The 24168-nt window shown below is 49.2% G+C and carries 16 protein-coding genes and 1 pseudogene; 2 read left to right on the forward strand and 15 right to left on the reverse strand.

Features of this window, described 5'->3' with window-relative positions; genetic code table 11:
- Positions 1–102 precede the first annotated feature (102 nt).
- Positions 103–1221 carry an ISAs1 family transposase gene (locus tag HUN05_10310; protein ID WDP85476.1) on the reverse strand — a complete coding sequence of 373 codons (1119 nt, stop codon included), beginning with the start codon at positions 1219–1221 and terminating at the stop codon, positions 103–105.
- A gap of 400 nt (positions 1222–1621) precedes the next feature.
- Between HUN05_10310 and HUN05_10315 the strand changes: the two genes are divergently transcribed.
- Complete coding sequence (locus HUN05_10315; protein WDP85477.1) at positions 1622–3667, forward strand: RnfABCDGE type electron transport complex subunit B; 2046 nt, start codon at positions 1622–1624, stop codon at positions 3665–3667.
- Between the two features lie 44 nt (positions 3668–3711).
- Positions 3712–5700: pseudogene (locus HUN05_10320) on the forward strand (response regulator).
- A gap of 166 nt (positions 5701–5866) precedes the next feature.
- Here HUN05_10320 and HUN05_10325 read toward each other — a convergent pair.
- The 14 genes from HUN05_10325 to HUN05_10390 form a co-directional block, all read right to left on the reverse strand.
- Complete coding sequence (locus HUN05_10325) at positions 5867–6787, reverse strand: manganese-dependent inorganic pyrophosphatase (GenBank protein WDP85478.1); 921 nt, start codon at positions 6785–6787, stop codon at positions 5867–5869.
- Positions 6788–6972: 185 nt separating this feature from the next.
- Positions 6973–8685 (reverse strand): radical SAM protein, encoded by a 1713-nt coding sequence (locus HUN05_10330; protein WDP85479.1) that lies wholly within the window; start codon positions 8683–8685, stop codon positions 6973–6975.
- Positions 8686–8687: 2 nt separating this feature from the next.
- Entirely contained in the window at positions 8688–9983 is a 1296-nt protein-coding gene (gene ftsZ, locus HUN05_10335) for a cell division protein FtsZ (protein WDP85480.1), read from the reverse strand.
- A 20-nt stretch (positions 9984–10003) separates the two neighbouring features.
- Entirely contained in the window at positions 10004–11230 is a 1227-nt protein-coding gene (gene ftsA / locus HUN05_10340) for a cell division protein FtsA (protein ID WDP85481.1), read from the reverse strand.
- A gap of 1 nt (position 11231) precedes the next feature.
- Complete coding sequence (locus HUN05_10345; GenBank protein WDP85482.1) at positions 11232–12137, reverse strand: FtsQ-type POTRA domain-containing protein; 906 nt, start codon at positions 12135–12137, stop codon at positions 11232–11234.
- Positions 12127–13047: a UDP-N-acetylmuramate dehydrogenase gene (gene murB, locus HUN05_10350; GenBank protein WDP85483.1), complete on the reverse strand. Its 921-nt coding sequence runs from the start codon at positions 13045–13047 to the stop codon at positions 12127–12129. Before murB ends, HUN05_10345 begins: the two co-directional genes overlap by 11 nt.
- Positions 13048–13050: 3 nt before the next feature.
- Positions 13051–14418: a UDP-N-acetylmuramate--L-alanine ligase gene (locus tag HUN05_10355; protein WDP85484.1), complete on the reverse strand. Its 1368-nt coding sequence runs from the start codon at positions 14416–14418 to the stop codon at positions 13051–13053.
- A gap of 1 nt (position 14419) precedes the next feature.
- Positions 14420–15550 carry an undecaprenyldiphospho-muramoylpentapeptide beta-N-acetylglucosaminyltransferase gene (gene murG, locus HUN05_10360; protein WDP85485.1) on the reverse strand — a complete coding sequence of 377 codons (1131 nt, stop codon included), beginning with the start codon at positions 15548–15550 and terminating at the stop codon, positions 14420–14422.
- Positions 15537–16658, reverse strand: a complete 1122-nt coding sequence (gene ftsW / locus HUN05_10365) for a putative lipid II flippase FtsW (GenBank protein WDP85486.1) — start codon at positions 16656–16658, stop codon at positions 15537–15539. The genes murG and ftsW overlap by 14 nt, the downstream gene beginning before the upstream one ends.
- Entirely contained in the window at positions 16655–18016 is a 1362-nt protein-coding gene (gene murD, locus HUN05_10370; GenBank protein WDP85487.1) for a UDP-N-acetylmuramoyl-L-alanine--D-glutamate ligase, read from the reverse strand. Before murD ends, ftsW begins: the two co-directional genes overlap by 4 nt.
- 4 nt (positions 18017–18020) lie before the next feature.
- A complete protein-coding gene (locus HUN05_10375; GenBank protein ID WDP85488.1) occupies positions 18021–19100 on the reverse strand; it encodes a phospho-N-acetylmuramoyl-pentapeptide-transferase in 1080 nt (359 codons plus the stop codon).
- Positions 19101–19105: 5 nt separating this feature from the next.
- The gene (locus tag HUN05_10380; protein ID WDP85489.1) at positions 19106–22123 is read right to left on the reverse strand and encodes a UDP-N-acetylmuramoyl-L-alanyl-D-glutamate--2,6-diaminopimelate ligase; all 3018 of its coding nucleotides are present in this window, start codon (positions 22121–22123) and stop codon (positions 19106–19108) included.
- On the reverse strand, positions 22120–23850 hold the full coding sequence (locus tag HUN05_10385; protein ID WDP88020.1) for a penicillin-binding protein 2: 1731 nt from the start codon (positions 23848–23850) through the stop codon (positions 22120–22122). The genes HUN05_10380 and HUN05_10385 overlap by 4 nt, the downstream gene beginning before the upstream one ends.
- Positions 23847–24152, reverse strand: a complete 306-nt coding sequence (locus HUN05_10390) for a cell division protein FtsL (GenBank protein ID WDP85490.1) — start codon at positions 24150–24152, stop codon at positions 23847–23849. Before HUN05_10390 ends, HUN05_10385 begins: the two co-directional genes overlap by 4 nt.
- Between the last annotated feature and the right edge of the window lie 16 nt (positions 24153–24168).

Genomic DNA, 24168 nt, shown 5'->3' on the forward strand with positions numbered 1-24168 from the left:
CGCTGGCGCTGAGGCAGATCCGGGAACCGAAACCGTGACACAGAATTCTGAACATTCCCTGTAAATATTGTAAAGTGCCTATAGTTTTGATTGGTTCAAGTATCATCCAAACATAACTTCCTCCAGATATTTGATATCCATAGCAGCATTCAACCTTTTGGTTTTTACACTCCCTTTAAATGTCTTATTGTTCCGTAATAAATTTAATGCAATGTGCCGAATCGCTGCAAAAGTCTCAGGAGAGTTCCCCTTTCTGACTCTGCTTTCGTCTTCACGGAACGCAATATCCAATACCCAATGCACTGAATTTTCAATTCCCCAATGCCTCTTGACAGCATTACCAAAAATATTGGGGTCGCTATCCAGGCTCGATATATAATATCGCTTTTCATGACTGATCTGGCCGTCCATTTCCCGGGTGGATTCAATCATTCCAATACTTTTCAAACCTTTCCAACTTTTTTTATCTTCAAACCAATCAATATCAGAGGTTATCACAGCCCTGCGCGTTTCGACTCGACCGTGCCCTCCGTCAAAACTGGTCTGTTCATTAAACTGGTACCCCTGATTTTTCATTTCTTCCATTTTATTGAAAAAAAGTACCGCTTCATCATGCAAGGTTTTATGATTTTCTTTCAGGGCAAGGACATAGTCACACCCTTTGTTTATTATGGTTTCAGCGATTTTCTTTTGAGTGCCCATGGCATCAATGGTTATAATGCAGCCCGAGATATCTAAAAGTTTTAAAAGATTTGGAATGGCCGTAATTTCATTTGATTTTTCTTCGGTTTTTAATTGCCCTAAAACCACTTTATTAGACGAAGCCCACGCACTGATCATATGAATGGCTTTCTTATCATTGGAGGTATCGTGTGAACGCCTTAGAGTTTTGCCGTCGATTGCAATGACTTGACCTTTGGTCATCTTTGCAACCGACTGAACCCAGTGCATAAAACTGCTCTGAAATTCATTCGGGTTCATCCTTTCAAAAATTCTGCCAAAGGTGTCATGGGAGGGTATCCCATGGGGAAGGCTTAGAAATTTTGACAACCACCTTTTTCTCTTTTTGCCAAAGTTTTCAATTTGCTCATAAGTGTCTGCGCCAGCAACTACCGCACAAATTGCGATGATGACGACATCAATTAAATTATGAAGCTTATTGTGGTGTCTGGGGTCCTGAATATTGTCAAAAAAAGTTTCAAGAGATTTTTTTTCGTTCATTGGCAACTCCTTGTGTTTATTGCCATATATATCGTATCTGTGCAGCGATGTCTAGGAAAATTTTGTTCGATGCTCATATACTATAACAAGCCAGGAGAGCCAGGCTGGGATAGGGTGAAGGGGGTGGAGTGGCGTAAATGAGCGGCCCGCCAGGACGGCATAGGTCCGATCATTTCCGCTTCTTAAGCGGTCAGGACGACCGCTTAAGATTTAACGGAATCCCCCTCACCTATTCCAGCCGGGTAAGGACGAATCTTAATAAAAGTTACATGCGATGACCCTGTGAGAATTTCAGTGATATTGTTGACATTATGCCCGGGTTAAGCCTATACAGGATGTGGACTAAACGAGGAGATGATATTTGGCAGGATAATATATACACAACGGAGACATAAGGATAATGCTGCAATCAATTATGATGATGGGTGGATTGGGCATTGCGATTGGTACGGCTCTGGTGATCGCATCAAAAGCGTTTTATGTATATGAGGACCCCAAAGTTGTCGCCATTGACGATGCTTTGCCAGGGGCAAATTGCGGAGGCTGCGGATACCCCGGCTGCACCGCCAATGCAGAGGCCATTGCCAAAGGAGAGCAGGATGTCAATTCCTGTGTGGCTGCCGGTGAAGAGGTGGCCGTGGCCATTGCTGCAATCATGGGGGTTTCCATTTCTGATAAGGAACCTGAATTTGCCCGGCCCGGGTGCCACTATGGAAATGAGGACGCAGATCTCAATTACCATTATAATGGCATAAGGGACTGCAGGGCCGCGGCCATGCTCATGGGCGGGATGAAGGTTTGCCGTATCGGTTGTTTGGGCTTGGGAACCTGTGTGACCGCCTGTAAGTTCGGTGCCCTTTCCATTGGAGAGGATCATCTTCCCCATGTAGACCAGGAAAAATGTACGGGCTGCGGTGCCTGTGAAAGTATCTGTCCCAAAAATATTATCCGTCTCACCTCGGTGACCCGCAGAATTATGCGCGAATACACCCGGGATGAATGTACCACCCCCTGCCAAAGAGCCTGCCCTTCCGGCATTGATATTAAAGAGTATATCAGACTGATCAAGGAGGGAGACTATCATGGATCCTTGCAGGTGATTAAGGAGAGAATGCCCTTTCCCACAGTGATTTCAAGAATTTGTCCGGCTCTGTGTGAGTTTGACTGCCGCCGTCTGATTCAGGATGAGTCTGTGGCCATTAACCACTTAAAGCGGTTTGTCTGTGATTATGAAATGAATCAGGACAAGCGGATTCAGCCCTATACCGCACCTGCCACCGATAAAAAAATTGCTGTGATCGGCGGCGGGGTTGAAGGACTTTCTGCCGGGTATTTTTCCGCCCGTTTAGGCCATCATTCTGTTGTTTTTGAGGCTGGAGATTCTTTGGGCGGTATCTTAAGAAAGGCCATAGCAAGGGATCGGCTCTCCATGGATGTGTTGGACTGGGATATCCAGGGGATTGCTGATCTCGGGGTGGAGATGCGCACCCGTCAAAAGGCGGGACAGGATTTTACCATTCCAGGGCTTTTACAAGAGGGATATGATGCGGTCTTTACGGCCACAGGGGGGTGGGATTCCAGGCTGGCCTCCGGGGATTTGGACCGGGCGGCCAACATCATTCCCGGCACCTACCTGCTCATTGACCTGCTTCGCAGCAAAGAGCAAGAGTCCCTAAGACCTGATACCGGTAAGACTGTTGTTATTGCCGGGGGCGGTCTTCGTCTTCCCAAAGCCGTCGAGATTCTCAAGGCCTCCGGGGCTGAAAAAATATTTGTAATTTCACGAAAAGAGGCCAAGGATTCATCCTTTGATCAAGCCGGGATTGATGCCCTTGCAAGTGCCGGGGTCAACATCCTCTACAATACCGGAATTATAAAGATTTTAGGAAAAGAGGCTGCTTTAACCGGGGTTGAGTATATAGAGCTTGACACAGGCGTGAAACATGTTATTGATACTAACAATCTTATCTTGGGGGCGGGGCGTTTTCCAGAGCTGGTTTTCGTGCCCCAGGGGTGTGATGAAAATGATGAAACAAAAGATATGGATGGTGATTCAGCAATGCCGCTGACTTGGGAAGGTGTAGAACTGGTCAAAAAACCAGATGCAAACAGGGAACTGGGACTGCTTTCCAGCCAGGATGTCATTTCCGAATACCCGTCGGCTGTGGCAGCCATCAACGGCGGAAGAAAAGCAGCAACCCTGATGCACCATATGATTTACGGCATTGAACACCAAGATCCGGACAGAATGATCACACCAAAATCCATGATCCAGGATGTCCAATCCCTGAACCAGGTTGTTCCTTCACCCCGAAATATCCTTGAATTTTCAGCAGGAGAACATAAAAGAAATGACCGGTTTTCAACCGGTTTTTCTTCTGACGCCGCAAGGGAAGAGGCAGGCCGCTGTCTGCGTTGCGGTTTGATCTGTTATGAAAAAGTTTAAAGGGCTATTGGGGGAAAGCAGACACCGATTTGGAAAGATCTTATATGAGACCTGAACAGATTCTTGTTGTTGATGATGAAAAACGTATCGTTGATAATATTTCCCACTGCCTGGCCAGAGAGGGGTTTGAGGTACAGGCGGCCTTTGATGGACAAGAGGCTGTTGCCCTGTTTAAAGCGCATCGGTTTGATCTGATCCTTTTGGATATTTCCATGCCCGGAATGAACGGGTATGAGGTCATGGACCATATTTTTGGTCTGGATGCCGAAGTGCTGATCATTATCATGACTGGGTTTGCCTCTGTTGAGTCTGCTGTCAAGGCTTTGAAACTCGGTGCCTGGGATTATCTTAAAAAACCCTTTGAATATGCAGATCTGGTTAAAACGGTGAAAAACGCCGTGACCCAGAGCAATTTGCTTGCAGAGAAAAAGGCCTTTGCCGCCCGCTTGGAAGCCTCTGAGAAACAATATGAATACATGGTCAATAATTCTCCTGACCTGATTTTTACCCTGGACAAAAAGAGATGCTTTTCCTTTGTTAATCAACAGTTTGAAAGGGTTTTGGGATTTCCCAAACAGGTGCTCATCGGCATGCCTTTTGAAGATTTGCTGCATGAAGATGACAGGAACCGGGTCCGGGATATGGAAGCGGCTGTGACCCCAGGCAGGCCAAGGCACCCCCGTATTGAAATGAATTTGAGATTTAAAAATCCAATCCCCAGCGGTACAAAACCGATCCCTATTCCGCCTTTGCCTTTATGGAGTTAAAGGCCTCGGCCATCACCCTGCCCGGAGAGGATCCAACAAACGAGGGAAAGGGAATTTATGCGGTGGGCCGGGATGTGACCGAGCGGCTTCGGCTGGAAGCCCAGCTTCGCCAGGCACAGAAAATGGAAGCCATCGGCACGCTGGCCGGCGGTATTGCCCATGATTTTAATAATATCCTCATGGGAATCCAGGGATATACCTCATTGGTAAAAAGCGGGTTTGACAGAGAAAGTGAGGTTTTTAAACGGCTTGCCAATATTGATGAATATGTCAACAATGGCGCTGACATGGCCCGGCAGCTTCTGGGGTTTTCCCAGAAAGGATGTCAGGAGACCTGCACCCTTAACCTTAATTATCTGCTCAAAATGTCCGCCAAAATGTTCGGTAGGACCAAAAAAGACATCCTTATTCACCAGTATCTGGAAAAGAAACTCTGGAGCACGGTAGTGGATGAGGGGCAGCTCAAGCAGGTGTTGATGAATTTATTTGTCAATGCCTGGCAGGCCATGCCCAATGGCGGACAAATTACCATCAAGTCTGAGAATGTGGTCATGGAAGACTGGCAGACCGAAGAGGCCGGCCTGACCCTTCCGGGTTCCTATGTGAAAATAAGTGTGGTCGATACAGGCATGGGCATGGACAAGGAAACCCAGGCAAAAATATTTGATCCTTTTTTTACCACCAAGGAAAGGGGGAAGGGAACAGGGCTTGGGCTGGCCACGGCTTACGGGATCATCAAGGGCCATAAGGGCAGTTTTCAGGTGGAATCACAGCCCGGGCAGGGCAGTGTTCATGTTCTATCTGCCTGCCACGGAAACGAGGATCAGAAAAGATTTTTTAAGCCTTCCCAGAACCCAGGAGCGAAAGCTGATTACGGGCAAGGGCCGGGTGCTTTTGGTGGATGACGAAAAAGGGGGGATTGCGGTTTGCTCGGAAATGCTTGAAACATTAGGGTATGAAGTGGTGGCGGTCCAAAGCGGTGCCAGTGCCATTTCTGTTATTAAAGAGGACGGTTCCAATATTGACCTGATTATCCTGGACATGGTCATGCCGAAAATGAGCGGTGTTCAAACCTATGAAAGGATACGGGAACTTGCGCCTGAGATTCGGGTCCTGGTCTGTTCCGGATATGCCAAGGAAGATGATCTTCTCGGGATGATTGAAAAAGGGTGTGATGATTATATTTTAAAACCCTTTGATGTGGCCATGCTTTCTGAAAAGCTTAAAACGGTATTTGAAACCAGCCTGGAAAGACAAAAGGCCTGATTTGGGTCTGCCTTGATCGGGAGGGACCTGCCCGATCAGTCCCTCCTGATCTCCAGATATGGTATCCCTCTGGGACTGCAAAATATAAAGGGCCTGGGAAAATAAAATTTCCCAGGCCCTTTTATACTTTAGGCGTTTGTTCTGGTATTAAACCCTATCCAGACATTTAGCCAAAGGTTTTTTCCAGATCAGGAACGATCTGTTTTTTACGGCTCATGATGCCGGGGAGCCAGCATTTGGAGTCGGCAATTTTGGCACCAAAGGTTTTTTCCACAACAGCTTCATCGTCGGATGCGATGAGCAGCTCAGTGCCCTCTTTCATGATGTCGGTGAGCATGAGCAGGACGGTGTGATGGCCTTTTTCAGCCTTAAGATCACGGATATCTTTTTCAAGATCTGCCTTGATGCCGTCAACAATGGACAGATCAACCAGTTCAAGCTGGCCGCAGCCAACGCCGTTTCCGCTCATGTTAAAGTCTTTATAGTCACGGAGAACCAGTTCGCGGATGGGCGTGCCTTCCACGGCTGATTTAACCTTGAACATTTCAATGCCCAGAGTTTCCAGATCGCTTTCACCGCAGATTTCAGACAGTTCGGCACAGACTTTTTTGTCAGAATCCGTGCAGGTGGCAGACTTGAAGATTACCGTATCAGACAGAATGGCGCAAAGCATTGCACCGGCAATCCCCTTGGGGATTTCAACATCAAAGTATTTATACATGGATGCAATGACGGTGCAGGTACAGCCTACAGGCCAGATCCAGCATTCCAGGGGCTGTCCTGTGGTGACATCGCCCAATTTATGATGGTCCACAATACCCAGGATATTTGCATCAGCCAAATCGTCAGGGCTTTGGGCCAGGTCTGAATGATCCACAAGATATACATCTTTGCCGGCAAAACTGGTGATGACTTCAGGGGCTGCCAGGCCAAATTTGTCCAGAACAAATTTGGACTCAGGGTTCAGCTGACCCTGAATGGCCGGTGCAATATCTTCACCAAGTGATTTTTTAAGGTCGGCCAGCGCAATGGCGGCAACCACGGAATCGGTATCTGGGTTCTTGTGACCAAATACAAGAGTTGACATAAAACCTCCTAATCGTTTTCATCTTGTTTATACTATAAGGATGATGCCACACACGGCAATCACCAAAAATTCATTACATAAAATTTCAACTGTTTCTTATAGAATTAATTGAGCATAACCTCAAGCAAAATTTCAAAAATTGGGCATCTGTTTTGGCATATAAATGAGCATGCCCGTTCAAATGGCTATGGCGTATCTTGGACGCTCATGCAGATCTTGCACTCTGAGCAGGGTTTCATGGGGCAGGAGAGAGAGTTTTTTTCTTCCCGGCTTCTGAGAAATTCCTTGAATAAAAATTTATCTGAGACCTTATGGGCTAGGATATCCCAGGGAAGGGAAGGGGGAAAATCTGTATCCGATGGAAGGGGTTTGGACGTTAGAACCACACGGTCGCAATATGATTTTTCCATTTTCATGGTCCGGGTCCATCCGTGTTCCATTGCAAGTTCAATAAGTCGTGCAGCCCGCTGATCGCCCAGGGAGAGCAGGGCATGGACCCTTGCCTGGCGAAGGGATTCAAAGTTTAATACCAGGTTGCCGACTTTTTTTAACCCTTGGCGGATAATGGATACCCGGGCTTTGAGTTCTGCAAGATCTTCCATGGCAGACCATTGAAACGGGGTGCAGGGTTTGGGGATAAATGGGTTGATGCTCAGGGTAATGGTGCCGATTTTTTTCTTTTTTCTTGAGGCCTCCAAAAATACGGCCTTGATTCCAAGGGTCAAATCCACGATGGCCTGGACATCTTTTCTTGTCTCAAAGGGCAGGCCAATCATGAAATAGAGGCGCAGGTTGAAAATGCCTTTGTCCACAAGGGCCTTGGCAGCAGATAAAATCTGTTTCTGGTTTAGTTTTTTATTGATGATATTGCGCATTCGCTGGGATCCTGCTTCCGGGGCGATGGTGGCGGTTTTTACCTTGGAGTCGGCCAGGATGGTGATGATTTTATCGTCGAGCTTGTCAGCCCGTAAAGAGGAAAAAGAAAGACCCAGCCCTTTGTTCCTTCCATACTGGCAAATTTTGTGGATATCCGGGTGATCCAGAATCGCCGAACTGACCAGGCCGATTTTATCGGTTATAAGGGCCGCCTCGTCCACGGCTTTGAGGATATTGGCCAAGGGATAAATTCTTGGGGGGCGGTAGATAAAGCCTGCCGTGCAAAACCGGCACCCATGGGGGCAGCCTTTGAGGGTTTCGATGAGAAACCGTTCTTTAAACGCCGCTTTTGAACTCATGATGGCGGTTGTGGTTTTAACCTTTGACAGGTCGTTTATATACTGAACCTGGATCTTGTTTGAAACAGGGGGGGGCTGGTCATAGAGGATGGGCCTGTGGCGGGAAGGGACATAGGCCCCGGCCAGTTTTTCTTCGATGGTTTCAAGCAGGTCTGATCTGGTTTTGGATTTGAAAAACAGATCAAAAAATGGATCTAAAAGGCATTCAGCTTCCCCGAGCAGAAAAAGATCCATGAACGGGGCAATGGGTTCTGGGTTTAAAAAGCAGGCAACTCCCCCCGCAGCCACCAGGGGGTGGATGTGGTTTCGATCAGATGACCGCAGGGGGATGTCTGTTGCCCTTAAAAGCCGGGCAAGGTTCAAAAAGTCGTTCTCAAAGGAGACAGAGAACAGGATCATGTCAAATTGATCCAGGGGCAAGCCGGTTTCAAGGCTTTTGATTCTTGGATTCTTTTCACTGGTGTGGGGTAAAAAGATCCGTTCACATGCAATGGCCTCATTCTGGTTGGCCAGGCGGTAAACCGTCTGATATCCCAGGGAGGACATGCCTGCCTTGTAAGTATTGGGGTAGACCAATGCGACTTTGGTCAGGCCCCGGCCCCGTTTGACAACAGCCCCCTCTTCTTTTAAGGGGGCCTGGACCGGCTTGCGCCTCTTTTTCATGGTTAATCAGCTTTTCGTCTCAAAAATGTGGGCACCTCGAGATCGTCATTATCAAAACTCATTGGGTAATCCTGGACAATATCTTCGTCTCCGACCACCCGTTTTTGGGTGATACGGACAGGGTTGTCGTTCCAATTGGCAAGATCTGCCTCTGTGGCATCCCTGACCACGCCCCGGGCAATGACTTCATGCTGTCCCACAGGCTGGGCAATTTCCCGGGCGGGTGCGGCGGCATAGGCGCCGGCAGCATATGCCGGGTGTGATCCTGCCACGGCAGCTGCGGCCACGGGCTGTGTCGGTTTGGGATCAAACCTGTGCATATTTTCGGCAAGTGCAGGTTCTTCCTGGTCAATTCCGGTGGCAATGACCGTGATTCTCATTTCATCACCAAGATCTTCATCAAAGGTCTGGCCCCAGATGATTTCTGCATCATCACCGACTTCTTCGTAAATCCGGTCCGAGGCCTCGGTCATTTCATCCAAGGTAAGATCAGAACTTGAGGTGATGTTCATGAGCACCCCTTTGGCGCCTGAAATGGAAATATCTTCAAGCAGGGGATGGGAAATGGCTTTTTCAGCCGCCTCGGTTGCCCTGTTTTCGCCAGAGGCAATACCGATACCCATGAGCGCTTTGCCAGCCTTTTGCATGGTGGTTTTGACATCTGCAAAGTCAAGGTTGACGTGTCCGGGCATCATGATCAGATCTGTGATGCCTTTGACAGAATGATGAAGGATTTCATCGGCCTTGATGAACATATCCACCATGCGGGCCCCTTTGGGGGCAATTCCCCGGAGACGGTCATTGGGGATGGTAATGACGGTGTCTGTGATGCCATGAAGTCTTTCAAGCCCTGCGATGGCGGCTTTTTCCCGTTTTTTGCCTTCAAAGGAAAAGGGCTTGGATGCCACGGCCACGGTGAGGATCCCAAGGTCTTTACAGATTTCAGCGATGATGGGAGCCGCTCCGGTACCGGTGCCGCCGCCGAATCCCGCCGTGATAAATACCATGTGGCTGTCTTCAAGCGCGCTTCTGATTTCATCCATGCTTTCAACGGCAGCTTCCCTGCCGACATTGGGATCAGCCCCTGCGCCCAGGCCCTCTGTGAGGTCTGTGCCCAGCTGGATTTTTACCTCTGCCTTGGATTGCTCCAATGCCTGGGCATCTGTGTTGGCCACAATAAATTTAACGCCGCAGAGTTTTGCGTCAATCATGTTGTTGACTGCATTGCCGCCTGCACCACCCACACCGATGACCTTGATTTTTGCCGAATTGTCGTTCTCCACATAAGAAAAAGTCATATCCACCTCCCTTAAGGTAATTAAATTATATCTTTAAACCATTGTTTCATTCTGTTTAATAAATCGTTCCAGCTTTTGGCATCGGTCTCTTTAAAGTCCGTTTTGCAATTGGCATTGGATCCGAAAATCACAAGCCCCACGCCTGTCGCATAGGCCGGGTTTTTAACAATATCCTTGAGCCCGCCGATGCGGTCGGGTTCTCCTACTCTCACGGGTACGCTGAATACGGATTCTGCAATATCACAGATACCGTCCAAGACCACAGAGCCGCCTGTAAGTACGAAACCGGCGGGAAAAGCATTTTCAAGCCCATTGGAAAAGAGTTCTTGTTTGAGCAGGGAAAAAATTTCTTCCACCCGGGGTTCGAGAATTTCAGCCAAAATTCCCCGGGCCAGCCGCTTGGGTTCCCGGCCGCCCACGGCAGGCACCTCAATGGTCGCTCCGGATCTGACATTCTGGGGCACGCAGGTGCCGTGCTCAATTTTGATTTTTTCAGCCTCCGGCAAAGGGGTGCGCAGGCCGATGGAAATATCATTGGTCAGATTGTGTCCGCCCACGGTAAGCTCATAAATAAATTTGACGTTGTTGTCCTTGAACAGGGCCAGATCAGTTGTTCCGCCGCCCATGTCCGCCAGGACACATCCCAGTTCCTTTTCTTCATCCGTGAGCACGGCCTGGCCCGAAGCCAAAGATTCCAGAACAATGTCACAGACCTCAAGCCCTGCCTTGTTGCAGCATTTGACAATATTCCGGGCAGAGGATACCGCTCCGGTGACAATGTGAATTTTTGCCTCCAGCCGGATGGCCGTCATGCCCACGGGGTTCTGAATGGACTCCATATCATCCACAATGAATTCCTGGGGAATGACATGGAGGATTTCTCTGTCCGTCGGGATGGCAACGGCCTTGGCCGCATCAATGACCCGCTCAACATCGCTTTGGGTGATTTCCCGGCCCTTGATGGCAATGATGCCGTGGCTGTTGAACCCTTTGATATGATTGCCTGCAATACCAACATAAACAGAGGAAATATCACAGCCGGCCATGAGCTCTGCTTCTTCGATTGTTTTTTTAATGGAGTCCACTGTTGACTCTATATTGACAACCGATCCTTTGCGAAGCCCTGTGGACGGATGGGAGCCCACACCGATGATGTTGATCTCCTCATCCAGCATCTCGCCCACCACAGCACAGATTTTGGTGGTACCGATGTCCAGACCTACTATTATTTTTTCATTTCCCTGCAAATTAAACCCCCTTTTCTAAAGTGTTGTGCAGAGCATCTTCTGTTTTGACAAATATTTTTTCAATATCAAAAAGATCCATGGCCAATATTGTTTTACTAAGAAAGTTTGCCGCCATATACCGGCTGATTTTTCTGGCCCTGGCCAGCTTTTTATCAAATTGGTCAAACCCTAGTTTGATGGGGATCAAGGCCTCATTCCCCTCTTTATTTTCATTGTTGTTTTCAATATAAATTTTTTTATTGTAAATGTCTAGCGTTTTTATTAAAATTCCTCTGTTTTCATCCCCGTGAATGGATTTTATCTGGTCTGTCTTTTGGGTCTGCAGCAAATCCATAATTGAATTAAAAATTTGACCTTCAAACAGGTAGGTATTGTTGGACAGACTCAAATCCATTCCCGAGATCACGGGCAGCATCTTCAGGTGGTCATTTTCCGGATCATACTCCTTAAACGGAACCCCCTGGGTATTGATAACAATGTCGGCCAAGTTTTCAATGGCCACAATGGCCAGGGGTTCCTGTTCTTTGATGCTGATTTTGACACGGGAAAATAATTTGCGTTCAACCTTTACTTTTGCCACCCAGGGATGGGCGCATAATTTTTTTTCAATCAATTTTGGGCAAAGGCTGAAGAGGTTAACAGGCTGGTCCAATCCGGCCCTGGCAATCAATTCTGTTTTAGAGGCCCGACTTTCCCCTGACATGTCCACACTCTTGACTGTGAACAAAGGGCTTTGCACCACGATATCGTGGAGAAAAACATAGGTAACGGTCATAAAGAGAATCATGATAACAAGGAGAGTCCCTTTGAAAATCATTCTCTTGTCCTGGGCTGAGTTGGCTTTTTGCTGCCGGTCGGAGCCGGGCGCAGGTTTGTACCGGTTCTGTTTTATGGATTTAGTTGCCAATGGCTTTTACCTCTGATTTGAGTTTAATTCCAAATTTTTTATAGACCTGGTCTTGAATCACCTGTTTAAGGGCCAGGATGTCTTTGCAGGTGGCATTGTCATAATTGATGATAAAGTTGGCGTGCAAGGCTGAGACCATGGCTCCGTTAAGGGTGTATCCCTTTAATCCGGCCTCTTCGATAAGCCGGCCTGCAGAGGGGTGTGAAGATGGATTTTTAAAAAAGCAGCCGCCGCTGGCCTGGGAAACCGGTTGGCTTGCTCTTTTGGCCTCAAGGTGTGCTTGATGGGCTTTTTGTATTTGGCCGGGGTCTGTCGGGGTAAGTGCCAGCCATGCCTTTATGAGAATGGTATCCTCAAGTTCAAGGCTTCGGTATCTGAAGTTAAGATTTTTTGCCTTGATCGTTTTCCAGGAGAGGGTGTTGAGATCAAAAACTTCAACACTCTCAATCAAATGGCTTATTTCCTTTTTTCCTGATCCGGCATTCATCATGACTGCCCCGCCGATAGTTCCTGGAATGCCGGCGGCCCATTCAAGTCCTGAAAGGCTGTTTTCCATGGCAAACCGGCAAATGGCTGCTAGGGAGTCTCCTGCCAGGGCGCCTAATTTTGTTTGGTCTTTAGCTAACCCCGGTTCTAGCTGCGGTGTTGCCTTAAGACGGGTGAGAACAAGGACCAGGCCTCGTATGCCCTGATCTGAAATCAGAGTGTTGGTTCCCCCGCCCAGCACGGTAATCGGAAGGCCTTCTTTTCGGGCGATCCTGATCAAAGAGGCCAGTTCCTCTCTGGTTGAAGGTTTTGCAAAAAAATCAGCAGGGCCGCCGACCTGAAAGCTGGTATATCTGGCCAGGGCATGGTTGGTTCGAAGGTCAACCCCTTTTAAAATCTTTGAATTGGTAAAGGCCGTATTCATGAATTAAAGAATCTCCACAAGTTTTTCACCCAGGGTGTAAACATCGCCTGCACCCAGGGTGAGAATCATATCTCCGGGTTTGGCCTTGTGGGTGATCATGGACAGGGCCTGGGTGAAATCCGGGGCAAAATTTGCGTTTTTATGGCCGTGGTCACAAATGCCCTTGACCAGAGTTTCTCCGTCCACTCCGGGGATAGGCTCCTCTGAGGCCGCGTAAATGGGCAGAACCATTAAGATGTCAGATTGGTAAAAGGCCCGGGAAAATTCTTCAAACAAAGCCTTTGTCCTGGTGTACCGGTGGGGCTGGAATACCACCATCAAGCGTTTGTCAGGATAGCTTTCTCTAACGGCCGTCAGGGTGGCGGCAATTTCCGTGGGATGATGGCCGTAATCATCCATGATGGTGATGCCTTTTTTCTCCCCTTTGATCTCCAGGCGGCGTTTTACCCCCTGTATTTCTTCCAGGGCCTGTTTGATGGTGTCAAAGGGAATATTTAATTCCAGGCCCGTGGCAATGCCGGCCATGGCATTGAGAACGTTGTGTTGTCCTGCAATATTCAAAAGGATGTCGCCCAGGCATTCATTTTTGGCAAAGACTGAAAATTTACTTTTTCCATGGGTAAACTCAATGTTTTTTGCCTGGAGGTCTGACTGGGCTGAGCAGCCGTAGGTGATGTGGCGCACCGTGATCCTGGGCAGAATATTCTGGATGTGTTCGTTGTCCAGACAGAGGATGGCCAGGCCGTAAAAGGGGACAGAGTTGATAAATTGGACAAATTTGTCTTTGATATCCTCAATGTCAGTGTAGTAGTCCAGGTGCTCAAGGTCAATATTGGTGACCGCGGCAATGGACGGGGCATATTTGAGAAACGAGCCGTCACTTTCATCGGCTTCGGCCACGATAAACTCACCATTGCCGTGCAGGGCATTGGTGTCCAGCCCCTGGAGCAGCCCGCCGATGATGACGGTGGGATCCAGGCCTGCGGTATTGAGAATCTGGGAGATCATGGCCGTGGTCGATGTCTTGCCGTGGGCACCGGATACGGCAATGGCGTATTTGATCCGCATGAGTTCTGCCAGCATTTCAGCTCTGGGGATAATGGGAAGACCCAAGGCTTTGGCACGGACCACTTCGGGGTTTTCATCTGCAATGGCAGAAGAGGTGACCACCACATTCACATCTGAAATATTTTCTTTTGCATGACCCTGGAAAATTTTGGCACCTTTGGCCTCGAGACGCTGGGTGATATGGGAGAGCTTTAAATCCGATCCGGACACGGTATATCCCAGGTTGATAAGCAGTTCGGCAATTCCGCTCATGCCGATGCCGCCGATGCCGACAAAATGGATATGGTAATCAGGCTGATACATATTAATTCTCTCCTTTTAGGTGCTGGGTCCGGCAGTCCAGGATGTGTCCGGCAATACGCACTGCCCCATGGGGCATGGCCAGGGATTTCATGGCCTTTTCCATTGAGTTCCTTTTTTCCGGGTGGCTCCTCAAGTCCTGAATCATGGTCTGGAGTAATTCTCCTGAAAGATCCGAGTCAGCAACCACCAAAGCAGCCCCTTTGTCTGCCAGGTTCCGGGCATTGGCTGTCTGGTGATCGTCTGCTGCATGGGGAAAGGGGATCAGGATGGCGGCCTTGCCCTTGACGCTGAGTTCAGACAGGGTGGAGGCCCCGGCCCTTGTGATGATCAAGTCTGCACGGTCCTGGATGGCCGGCATTTCATGGAAAAATTTTTGGGCCACGCCTCTGACAGGGTGGGACTCATAAAATTTTTTAATATCCTCCTCGCTGTGCATCCCGGTCTGGTGGATAATAAACAGATTTTTGTTTTCTTTAGTCAGCTCAACCGCATGGATGAATGCCTGGTTAATGGATGCGGCTCCCTGACTGCCCCCTGTGACCAGGATAAGAAAATCATCCGGGCTGATTTTATCTAAGGGTGAGGTGTCAAGCTTTAACCCTTGTGGGTCAGGGATAGGGGCGTTTCTGATGGGATTTCCCACCCAAAAGGTTTTGTGATTCACAGGCATGCCCCGGGTCTGTTCAAAGGAGATAAAAATGGTATGGGCAATTTTGATCAGCAGCCTGTTGGTCATGCCGGGGATGGCGTTCTGCTCCTGAATGGCTGTTTTTCTGCCCAGGATACGGCCTGCCAAAACCAGGGCAAAGGATGAGAACCCCCCCACCCCAAGGATAAAATCTGCCCTGAATCCAATGATGATCACCATGGCCTGGATCAGACTGACAAAGACCAGAATGGAAGACCAGAGCTTGCCCAGAAGACTGCCCCCTTTGACTGGCCTGGACAAAATGGACCTGTGGGCAAATCCGTATTTTGCCAGGGTATTGATTTCAAACGGGGCCTTGGTCCCCACAAAAAGGATGCGGGATGTCGGGTCTTGGGCGTTTAGGGCCTGGGCAACGGCAATGCCGGGAAAAAGATGTCCCCCTGTTTTTCCGCCGGCAATGATAATGCGTTTATTTTTTTTCATCTGTCTGTGCCCCGATATTCATTAAAATGCCCATGGCCGCCATATTGATAATCAAAGAGGTGCCCCCGTAGCTGATAAAGGGCAGGGTCAGCCCCTTGGTGGGCAGCACACCTAAGGCCACCCCTGTGTTGATGATGACCTGCACCCCGATGTACAAGGTAATGCCTGCTGCGGTGATGGCACCGAACGCAGAGTCTGCCTCTCTGGCAATCTTTGTTCCGGTGAAAAGGATGATGCCGTAGAGGGTGAGGATGACCACAACTCCGATAAGACCAAGTTCTTCTCCGATAATGGAAAAGATGAAATCCGTGTGGGGTTCGGGCAGATAGTGCATTTTTTGCATGCCAAGGCCGATGCCTTTGCCGAAAAACCCGCCGGCGCCGAAAGCCTTGAGGGAATTGGTGATCTGGTATCCGGTATTATAGGGGTCGTCCCAGGGGTTTAAAAAGGTGGTAATGCGCAAAAGCCGGTACTCTACCTTAAATACCAGAAAATAGACAATGGGGATGATCAAAGGCAGAGGGGAGAGCAGGTGGAGCAGTCTTACCCCGGCAACAAACATCATGCCCCAGCAGATCATGGCCAGGACCACAATGGTCCCAAAATCAGGCTGGTTGATGATCAGCAGGGCAAAAAGTCCGAAAATCATGGCATGGGGAAGAAAACCAATTGAAAATTGTTGGATCGTTTCCTGTTTTTTGGACAGGGAATAGGCTAAAAAAATAATCAGGGCCAGCTTGGCAAATTCAGCCGGTTGAAAGGTGAACCCACCGAGGTTCAGCCACCTGTAGGCCCCTCCGGCCTTTACATTCAGGCCCGGAACCAGAACCGCCACCAAAAGGGCGATGGCCACCAAAAGGATGATATAGGCAATGCTTTTGTATAATTTATAGGGAAAAGAGGCTGCGGTAAACATCACCCCCAGGCTTAAGGCTAAAAAGATGGATTGGCGTTTCATATAATAAAACAGGGTGTTGTGCTCTTCCATGCTGATGCTTGAGGAGGCGGAATAGACCATAACAATACCGATGCCGGCCAAAAGCAGAACAGGAAACAAAATGGACTTTTCTTTGAAAAACGGGTTCAGGGACTGGGGCTTTATTATCATAACAGCCCTCCATTGCCCAGATGGCTGACCTGGGCTTCAAAGTCTCTTCCCCGTTCTTCGTAGTCGGCATACATATCAAAGCTGGCGCAGGCAGGAGAGAGCAGGACAACATCTCCGGGAGCGGCGGACAGGTAAGCGTCTGCCACGGCATGGGCCATGTCTGTGCATTGAAAGACCGGAAGGCGGTCCTTGAATATGGCCATGATATTTTCCTTTGATTCCCCAATGGCCATGATCTGTTTGACATGGGGGGTGATTCCCGGGATGAGCTGGGTGAAATCTGTGCGTTTTTCCCGTCCTCCCAAAATTAGGATGACAGGAGAGTCAAAGCTTTCCAAAGCCCTTAACACCGCATCTGTATTGGTGGCCTTGGAATCGTTGAAAAAGCGGATTCCGTCCAGTTGTTTGACAAAGGCCATGCGGTGGCCCAGAGGGGTAAAGTTTGCCAGGGCATGGGTGATGCCCTGGAGACTGCCCCCGGCTCCGAGCACGGCCAGGGCTGCTGCTGCAATGTTTTCCTGGTTGTGGATTCCGGCCAGTCCTTGAATTTCTTTGACGCAGATGTCAACTTTTTCTTTTGGGGTCCTGATCTGGATGGTGTCCTCTTTTATACTGGCGCCGAGGCTGACCTGTGACCGGGATGAAAATTCAAAAACCTGGGACTGGATGACGGCTTTTTTTCTGGAAATTCCCTGGATCTCTTTGTTGATCACGGCAATGTCTTTGGGGCCCTGGTTGGCAAACACAGACCACTTGGAGTCTTCATAGGCCCTAAAGTCCGGGTACTGGTCCAGGTGGTCCGAGGAAATATTGAGCAGGACCCCCACATGGGGGGTGAATGTTTTGGCAAGGTCAAGCTGGAAACTGGAGATTTCAGCCACCACAAAATCCCGGGGACTGCCCAGGAGAAGATAGTCCACCAGCGGGGTGCCGATATTGCCGCCCACAAAGCAGGAAAATCCTGAGGCCTTGATCATTTCGCCGACCAGGCTGGTGGTGGTGGTCTTTCCGTTGGTGCCGGTTACGGCAATCACCGGGGTGGTGTTGTACTGAAAAAAGATGTCCAGTTCCCCTGTGATGCTCACCCCTTTGGCTGCGGCATTTTTGATCGGGTCAATGGCCAGGGGAATGCCCGGACTTGGAATAATGGTTGAGGCCTTGTCAAAAACGGTTTGATCATGGGCGCCGATCATGGTCTGGATTCCTAAAGATTCCAGAAGGCCGGCCTCTTTTTTCTTTAAAGGATCAATATCGGTGGCCACAACATTGCGGCCCACAGATTTGAGGAACCGGGCCATGGAGAGACCGGACCGCCCAAGTCCGACAACCAGATCATATGCAGGGGTTAAGTGATTCACGCATTTACCTTATTTTAAGGGTGCTCAAAGAGATCAGGGCAAGGGTGATGGCAATGATCCAGAACCTTACAATGACCTTGGACTCATGCCAGCCCTTGAGTTCAAAATGATGGTGCAAAGGCGCCATTCGAAATATCCTTTTTCCCTTGGTGATTTTAAAATACGACACCTGGATGATGACGGACAGGGCCTCCATAACAAAGAGTCCGCCCACAATGAGGAGCATGATTTCCTGCTTGGTGGCCACGGCAATGGTTCCAAGAATGGCCCCCAGGGGGATAGAGCCCGAGTCTCCCATGAATACCTGGGCCGGGTGGGCATTGAACCAGAGAAAACCCAGTCCCGCACCGGCCAGAATACCGCAGATCACCGTGATTTCACCTGCCGATGCAATGTGGCGGACATGAAGGTATTGGGCAAACTGGGTATGGCCTGCCACATAGGCAAAAAACATATAGGTGACCGATGCCACGATAAAAGGGCCAATGGCCAGTCCGTCCAGTCCGTCGGTCAGGTTGACGGCATTTGAGGTGCCCACGATGACAAGGCAGGCAAAGGGAATGTAAAAAATGCCAAGGTCCGGAGAAAAATCTTTAAAAAAGGGGATGGTCAGGGTGGTGGTAAAATCAGGGCTTTTGTATATGAGATAGGCAATGATGGTTCCAAAGGCCAATTGAAGGATGAATTTTCCCCGGGCCGTAAATCCCATATTCCTTTTTTTGACCTGCATGAGATAGTCGTCAAAAAAACCGATAAACCCGAATAAAAGCAGGGCCAGCAACAGGATGGAAACATAGTGGTTGGACAGGTTTCCCCAGAAAAGGGTGGCAATGAAGATGGAAAACAAAATAAGGATGCCGCCCATGGTGGGTGTGCCTTGTTTGCCCATATGGGACTTTGGACCGTCTGTCTGGATGATCTGTCCGATCTGAAGCCGGGTCAGGCGGCGGATCACATAGGGCCCTAAAAGAAAGCAGATTAAAAAACCTGTGAGCCCGCCGTAAATGGTCCGGAAGGTAATATACCGGAAAATATTTAAAGCGTTGAAATGCTCATGCAAAGGATATAAAAATTCATAAAACATGGGGGTTAGTCTGCCTCTTTTTCTTGGGTGATTATCGTTTCCAAATCGTCTATCAGGGTCTCCATGGCCATGCCCCTTGATCCTTTGAGCAAAAGCCAGGTTTTTGTTGTCAGCACGGGGGCCAGCCAAAGGGCAATTTCTTTTTTGCTCCCTTTAAAGAGTTTTTCTTGGGAAAACCCTTTTTCCAGGGCGCCTGCCATGATGTGTTCAGCCTTTTTCCCGAACAGACAGACCCTGTCCAATGAGAGCTGTGCCACAAGATGCCCGATCCGTTTATGATGCCCAATTGACTCGGACCCAAGTTCGAGCATGTCGCCCAAAGCGGCAATGGACTGTCCCTGGCCTGCCAGTTCGTTCAGGGTGGTCAAGGCCTGGGCCATGGAGGCGGGATTGGCATTGTAGGTATCGTTGATCAGGCGGGTCCCGTTGGACAATTGGCCTAAGGTCATCCGGCCTTGAACCGGAGAAAAGTTCCAAAGCCCTGCTTTGATTTTTTCGGTGTCTATTTTTGCAGCCTTTGCTGCTGTAATGGCTGCTGCGGCATTGTCGGCCATGAAGCGGGCAGGGGAGTTAACCTTATAATGGGCTGATCCCTTTTTTCCCTTGACCATAAAATTCAGGGTGGTGGCCGTTGATTCTATATTTTGAATGCAAATATCAGCCTCTTTTGCCTGGCCGAAAAAACAGATTTTTTTAATATGTTTATTTGTTCGGGCATGGGCCGCCATCAGCTCTTTTCTGGGATCATCGCTGAAAATAACGGCCGTTCCGTTGTCCTGAACCCCTTCAAAAATTTCAGACTTTGCCCTGGCCACGTTGTCCGCTGTTTTAAGCCCCTCAAGATGGGCGCCTGAGGTGTTGGTAATCACGGCAATATCAGGCATGGCCATTCTGGTCATTCTTGAGATTTCCCCTGTATGGTTCATCCCCATTTCAATCACGGCCCATTCATGTACAGGGGCCAGCCTTAAAAGGGTTAAGGGCATGCCGATTTCATTGTTGAAATTGCCCTGGGTGGCCAGGGTGTCAAACTGTGTGGAAAATATGTTCTGGATCATTTTCCGGGTGGTGGTTTTGCCGTTGGACCCTGTGACAGCCACAAGCTTGACACCGGATCGAATCCGCTGGAAGCGGGCCAGCATCCCAAGGGCCCTGAGACTGTCATCTGTTTCAAACAAGAGAATATTGCTTTTTATGATCCGGGTTCTGGCCGGTGCGTCCAGATTGTCCAAAAATCCCAGCTCAACCACAAAGGCGCTGATTCCTTTTTTAATAAGATTTTCAACAAAGGCGTGGCCGTCAAACCGGTCCCCTCTCAGGGCCAGAAAAACCATGCCCGGCTCAATCGTTCTGGAATCCGTGCCAATGCCTGAAAAGAATAATCTTGTCTCTTGAGGCTGGAATTTGGGGGGGGTTTTCAATGCCGTTGTCAGGTCGTTTAATGTCCATCCCATGGGGGTGAGTTGCTGGTTACAGGCCGCTGACAATTTTTCCATATCATCAAAATGGATGGTCCCTGCATTGGTGATCTGGTAGGTTTCATGACCCTTGCCTGCAGCCACGATAATATCCTGGGGCCGTGAGATTTTTACGGCCAGTTCCAGGGCCTTTGCCCGGTCTATTTCAAGAATATATCCGGGCTGTCCATTTGTCTTGTCTCTTAAAAGCGCCCTAGGATCCAGTGGTTTGACATCCAGCGGCCTGATTCCCTGAAGAATGTCTTCCACAATGGCCTCGGGTGATTCTGTTCTGGGGTTGTCCGAGGTCACAATGGTGATGTCTGAATAGTCACAGGCAATCTTCCCCATGGGGGCCCGTTTGGTTCTGTCCCTGTCGCCTCCGCATCCAAAAACGGTGATAAGCCTTGCAGGGGCACGTTTGGAAAGGGTTTCAAGGATGGAGGAGAGGGCATCCGGGGTATGGGCATAGTCAACAAAGATATGGCGGTTCAGGGGGGTGGATAATTTTTCCAGCCGCCCGGGGACCCGGCCCAGAGAGGAGATGCCCCTGACAATGGATTCAGGGGCAATCCCAAGGCCCAACGCCGTGCCTGCGGCACAGAGAATGTTTTCCAGGTTAAACCGGCCAGTGAGAGAAGATTTCATGGGGATTTTTTCCCCGTTCAAATCCAGAACCGCACAAAGACCTGTGATCTCATCGTTGATCTCTTGGGCCAGGATATCTGCTGTTGAATTCTCCCCGGTTTCTTTGTGGCTGACCCTGAACAGAGCAGAGTTCAGGTCATTGGCCAGGCAGCGCCCGTAAGGGTCATCAATATTAATGACTGCAAATGGGGTTTTGGTGTGGGCGCCGGGTTTTGTTGCAGGCTTGAACAGCCGGGCCTTGCAGGCAAAATAGGCCTCCATGTCCTGATGATAATCAAGGTGGTCCTGGGTGAGGTTGGTGAAAATAGTGGCATCAAACTGACAATGGTTTACCCGGAACTGGTCCAGACTGTGGGAAGAGACTTCCATGACCACATGGGTGACCCCTGAGTTTTTCATTTGACTTAGGGTTTTTTGAATGCTGATGGCATCGGGTGTGGTCACGGGATTGTCAATGGTTTTATTGTTGTATCTGATATTTACCGTGCCGATCACCCCGGTATTCAATTGGCAGGTTTTGAAAATGCTTTCCAGAAGCCAGGAGGTGGTGGTTTTACCGTTGGTGCCGGTGATGCCCACCAGAACCATGGTTTGGGAAGGGTGTCCGTAAAATTCAGCGGCAATTGCGGCGGTTGCTTTTCGGCTGTCGTTGACCAGGATGATCCGGGCGGTCTGGTCTGGATTTAAATTTTCAGGGATGCGCTGGGCAATGACAGCAGCCGCTTTGTTTTCAAAGGCCTGGGCAATATAGTCATGCCCGTCTGCAACATTGCCGTCAACGGCAATAAATAGACTATTGGGGGTAACCTTCCTTGAATCGCAGGTCAGTGCATCAATCTCAAGATTGCCAAGTGTGGATTGCAGAGGAACGCTCTTTTCTGCCGGAAGGCATCCTTTGATCAGGTGTAAAAGCTTCATTGGCTGACCTCCGGGTTGACCCCGGCCACCATCACGCTTGTGGTTTCCGGGGGGATATCCAGGTAGCTAAAGGATTTGCTCATAATGGTTTTGAATGCCGGGGCAGCAACAATGCCTCCGTAATGCTCTTTTTGGGGTTCATCCACCACCACCAGTATGGCCAGCTTGGGATCTTGCTGGGGGGCAAATCCCCCAAAGGCGGCAATGTATTTGTTTTTTGCATATCCTTTTTTGTCCTTGGCGGCTTTCTGGGCCGTGCTGGTTTTGCCGCAGACCTTGTATCCGGTCATTGCGGCCCGGGTGCCGGTGCCCTCTTCGCGAACCACCTGGTTCATCATTGTTTTCAACCGGTTTGCAGTGGCAGAAGAGACCACCTGCCGGACCACCTGGGGTTCAAAAATTTCAAGTTCTTTGCCCCTGGGCGAGATGATTTTTTTTACCAGCATGGGCTTCATGAGTTTGCCGTTGTTGGCAATGGCAGCGATCCCGGATATGAGCTGTACTGCGGTAACCGACATTCCCTGGCCAAAGGATATGGCGCTGGCGTCAATCTTGGACCATTTTTTGGCGGATAACAGGGTGCCGCTGCTTTCTCCTGGCGTTTCCACCCTTGTTTTTTTTCCAAACCCAAAGGCGGAAAGATAATGGTGCAGCGCTTTATCTCCAATGGTTTCCGAAATTTTGGCCGCGCCGATGTTTGAAGAAAATTTAATGATCTGTCCAAGGGAGAGCCACTCGTGGGGGTGGGTATCGTGGACCGTATATCTACCGATTTTGTATTTTCCGTTTTCACAAAAAAAGATGGATTTTGGAGAGAGTCCCTTTTCAATGGCCGCGGCAACGGTAAAGATTTTCATTATGGATCCAGGCTCAAAGGCATCGGTCACTGAACGGTTCCTGTACCGGTCCTGGTCAAAATCAGAATAATTATTGGGATTAAACTCAGGATAGTGGGCCACGGCCAGCAATTCCCCGGTGTCAGGCCGCATGACCAAGGCCATGCCGGATTTGGCCTGGTGAGTGAGTACGGCATGCTCAAGGGCCTGTTCAGAGAGAAACTGGATTTTTTTGTCAATGGTCAGCACAATGGCGTTGCCTTTAAGTTCGTCTCTTTTGCCCCTGTCAATGTCCAGGATTCTGCCTGCCCCGTCCCGCCTGACTATTGTTTTTACCCGGCTGCCTTCGAGAACGGCGTTGAATTTAAACTCTAACCCTTCCAGCCCCCTGTCTTCTTTTCCGGTGAATCCAATAACCTGGGCGGCAAGGCTTCGGTTTGGATAAAACCGTTTGGTATCGTTTTTCAGGTAGATGCCGCGCAGGTTTAATCGTTTAATTGCTTTGGCCTGGTCAGGAGATACCCGTCTTGCGAGGATGACAAACCGCCGGTCTTGGGAAAGTTTGGCCTTAAGACCTGTTTTTTTAAGACCCAAAATTTTGGCCAGCTGCCCGGCAACATTGGCCGGATGTTTGATCTGGGCCGGATCGGCTGTGATGTTGGGGGCGTCAATGCTGGTGCCCAGTTTGTTCAGGTCCCGGTCCAGGATTTGTCCCCGGTCTCCTTGAACGGTCATTTGTTTTGAATAGGATTGTTCGGCCTTAAGGGTCAGGTCATCGGATTTGAAAATCTGAATTTCAATGGACTTTGCCCCAAGGAGTATCAGGCTTGACACCAGGACAAACCTGAGGAAAAGAATCCGGTTTCCAAGTTTTTGTCTGGAATCTTTCAGTTAAGTTCTCCTGATAAATAAATGGTGCGGTTGAATATATCCGAGGTCAGCCCCAGGCGGGTCCGGGCGATCATGGTGATTCTGTCGTCTGTTTTGAGGCGTTCCCGCTCCAGCACAAGGGCTTTTCTGTAGGACAGATCTTTTTGAATTTTTGCCTGGCCCTTTGAAATTCTCAACATGGTCTGGGTGGATTCGGTTCTGATCCAGGCATGGGCCAAGAGTTCACAGACCAGGATCAGGATCAGGGCGAACCATCTTAATCCTTTTCTCTGTTGTCCAAAAATCTCTTGTCTCTTTACCATCTTGTCGGATCCTTTC

The organism is Desulfobacter sp. (assembly GCA_028768545.1).
Taxonomy (GTDB): Bacteria; Desulfobacterota; Desulfobacteria; order Desulfobacterales; family Desulfobacteraceae; genus Desulfobacter.

Bases quoted from the DNA above. Each gene is read 5' to 3' on its own strand.
- HUN05_10380 (WDP85489.1), bottom strand. From the start codon at position 22,123: ATGAAGCTTTTACACCTGATCAAAGGATGCCTTCCGGCAGAAAAGAGC.
- HUN05_10355 (WDP85484.1), bottom strand. From the start codon at position 14,418: ATGTATCAGCCTGATTACCATATCCATTTTGTCGGCATCGGCGGCATC.
- HUN05_10325 (WDP85478.1), bottom strand. From the start codon at position 6,787: ATGTCAACTCTTGTATTTGGTCACAAGAACCCAGATACCGATTCCGTG.
- HUN05_10390 (WDP85490.1), bottom strand. From the start codon at position 24,152: ATGGTAAAGAGACAAGAGATTTTTGGACAACAGAGAAAAGGATTAAGA.
- HUN05_10330 (WDP85479.1), bottom strand. From the start codon at position 8,685: ATGAAAAAGAGGCGCAAGCCGGTCCAGGCCCCCTTAAAAGAAGAGGGG.
- HUN05_10310 (WDP85476.1), bottom strand. From the start codon at position 1,221: ATGAACGAAAAAAAATCTCTTGAAACTTTTTTTGACAATATTCAGGAC.
- murB (WDP85483.1), bottom strand. From the start codon at position 13,047: ATGAATACGGCCTTTACCAATTCAAAGATTTTAAAAGGGGTTGACCTT.
- HUN05_10375 (WDP85488.1), bottom strand. From the start codon at position 19,100: ATGTTTTATGAATTTTTATATCCTTTGCATGAGCATTTCAACGCTTTA.
- ftsZ (WDP85480.1), bottom strand. From the start codon at position 9,983: ATGACTTTTTCTTATGTGGAGAACGACAATTCGGCAAAAATCAAGGTC.
- ftsW (WDP85486.1), bottom strand. From the start codon at position 16,658: ATGATAATAAAGCCCCAGTCCCTGAACCCGTTTTTCAAAGAAAAGTCC.
- murG (WDP85485.1), bottom strand. From the start codon at position 15,550: ATGAAAAAAAATAAACGCATTATCATTGCCGGCGGAAAAACAGGGGGA.
- HUN05_10315 (WDP85477.1), top strand. From the start codon at position 1,622: ATGCTGCAATCAATTATGATGATGGGTGGATTGGGCATTGCGATTGGT.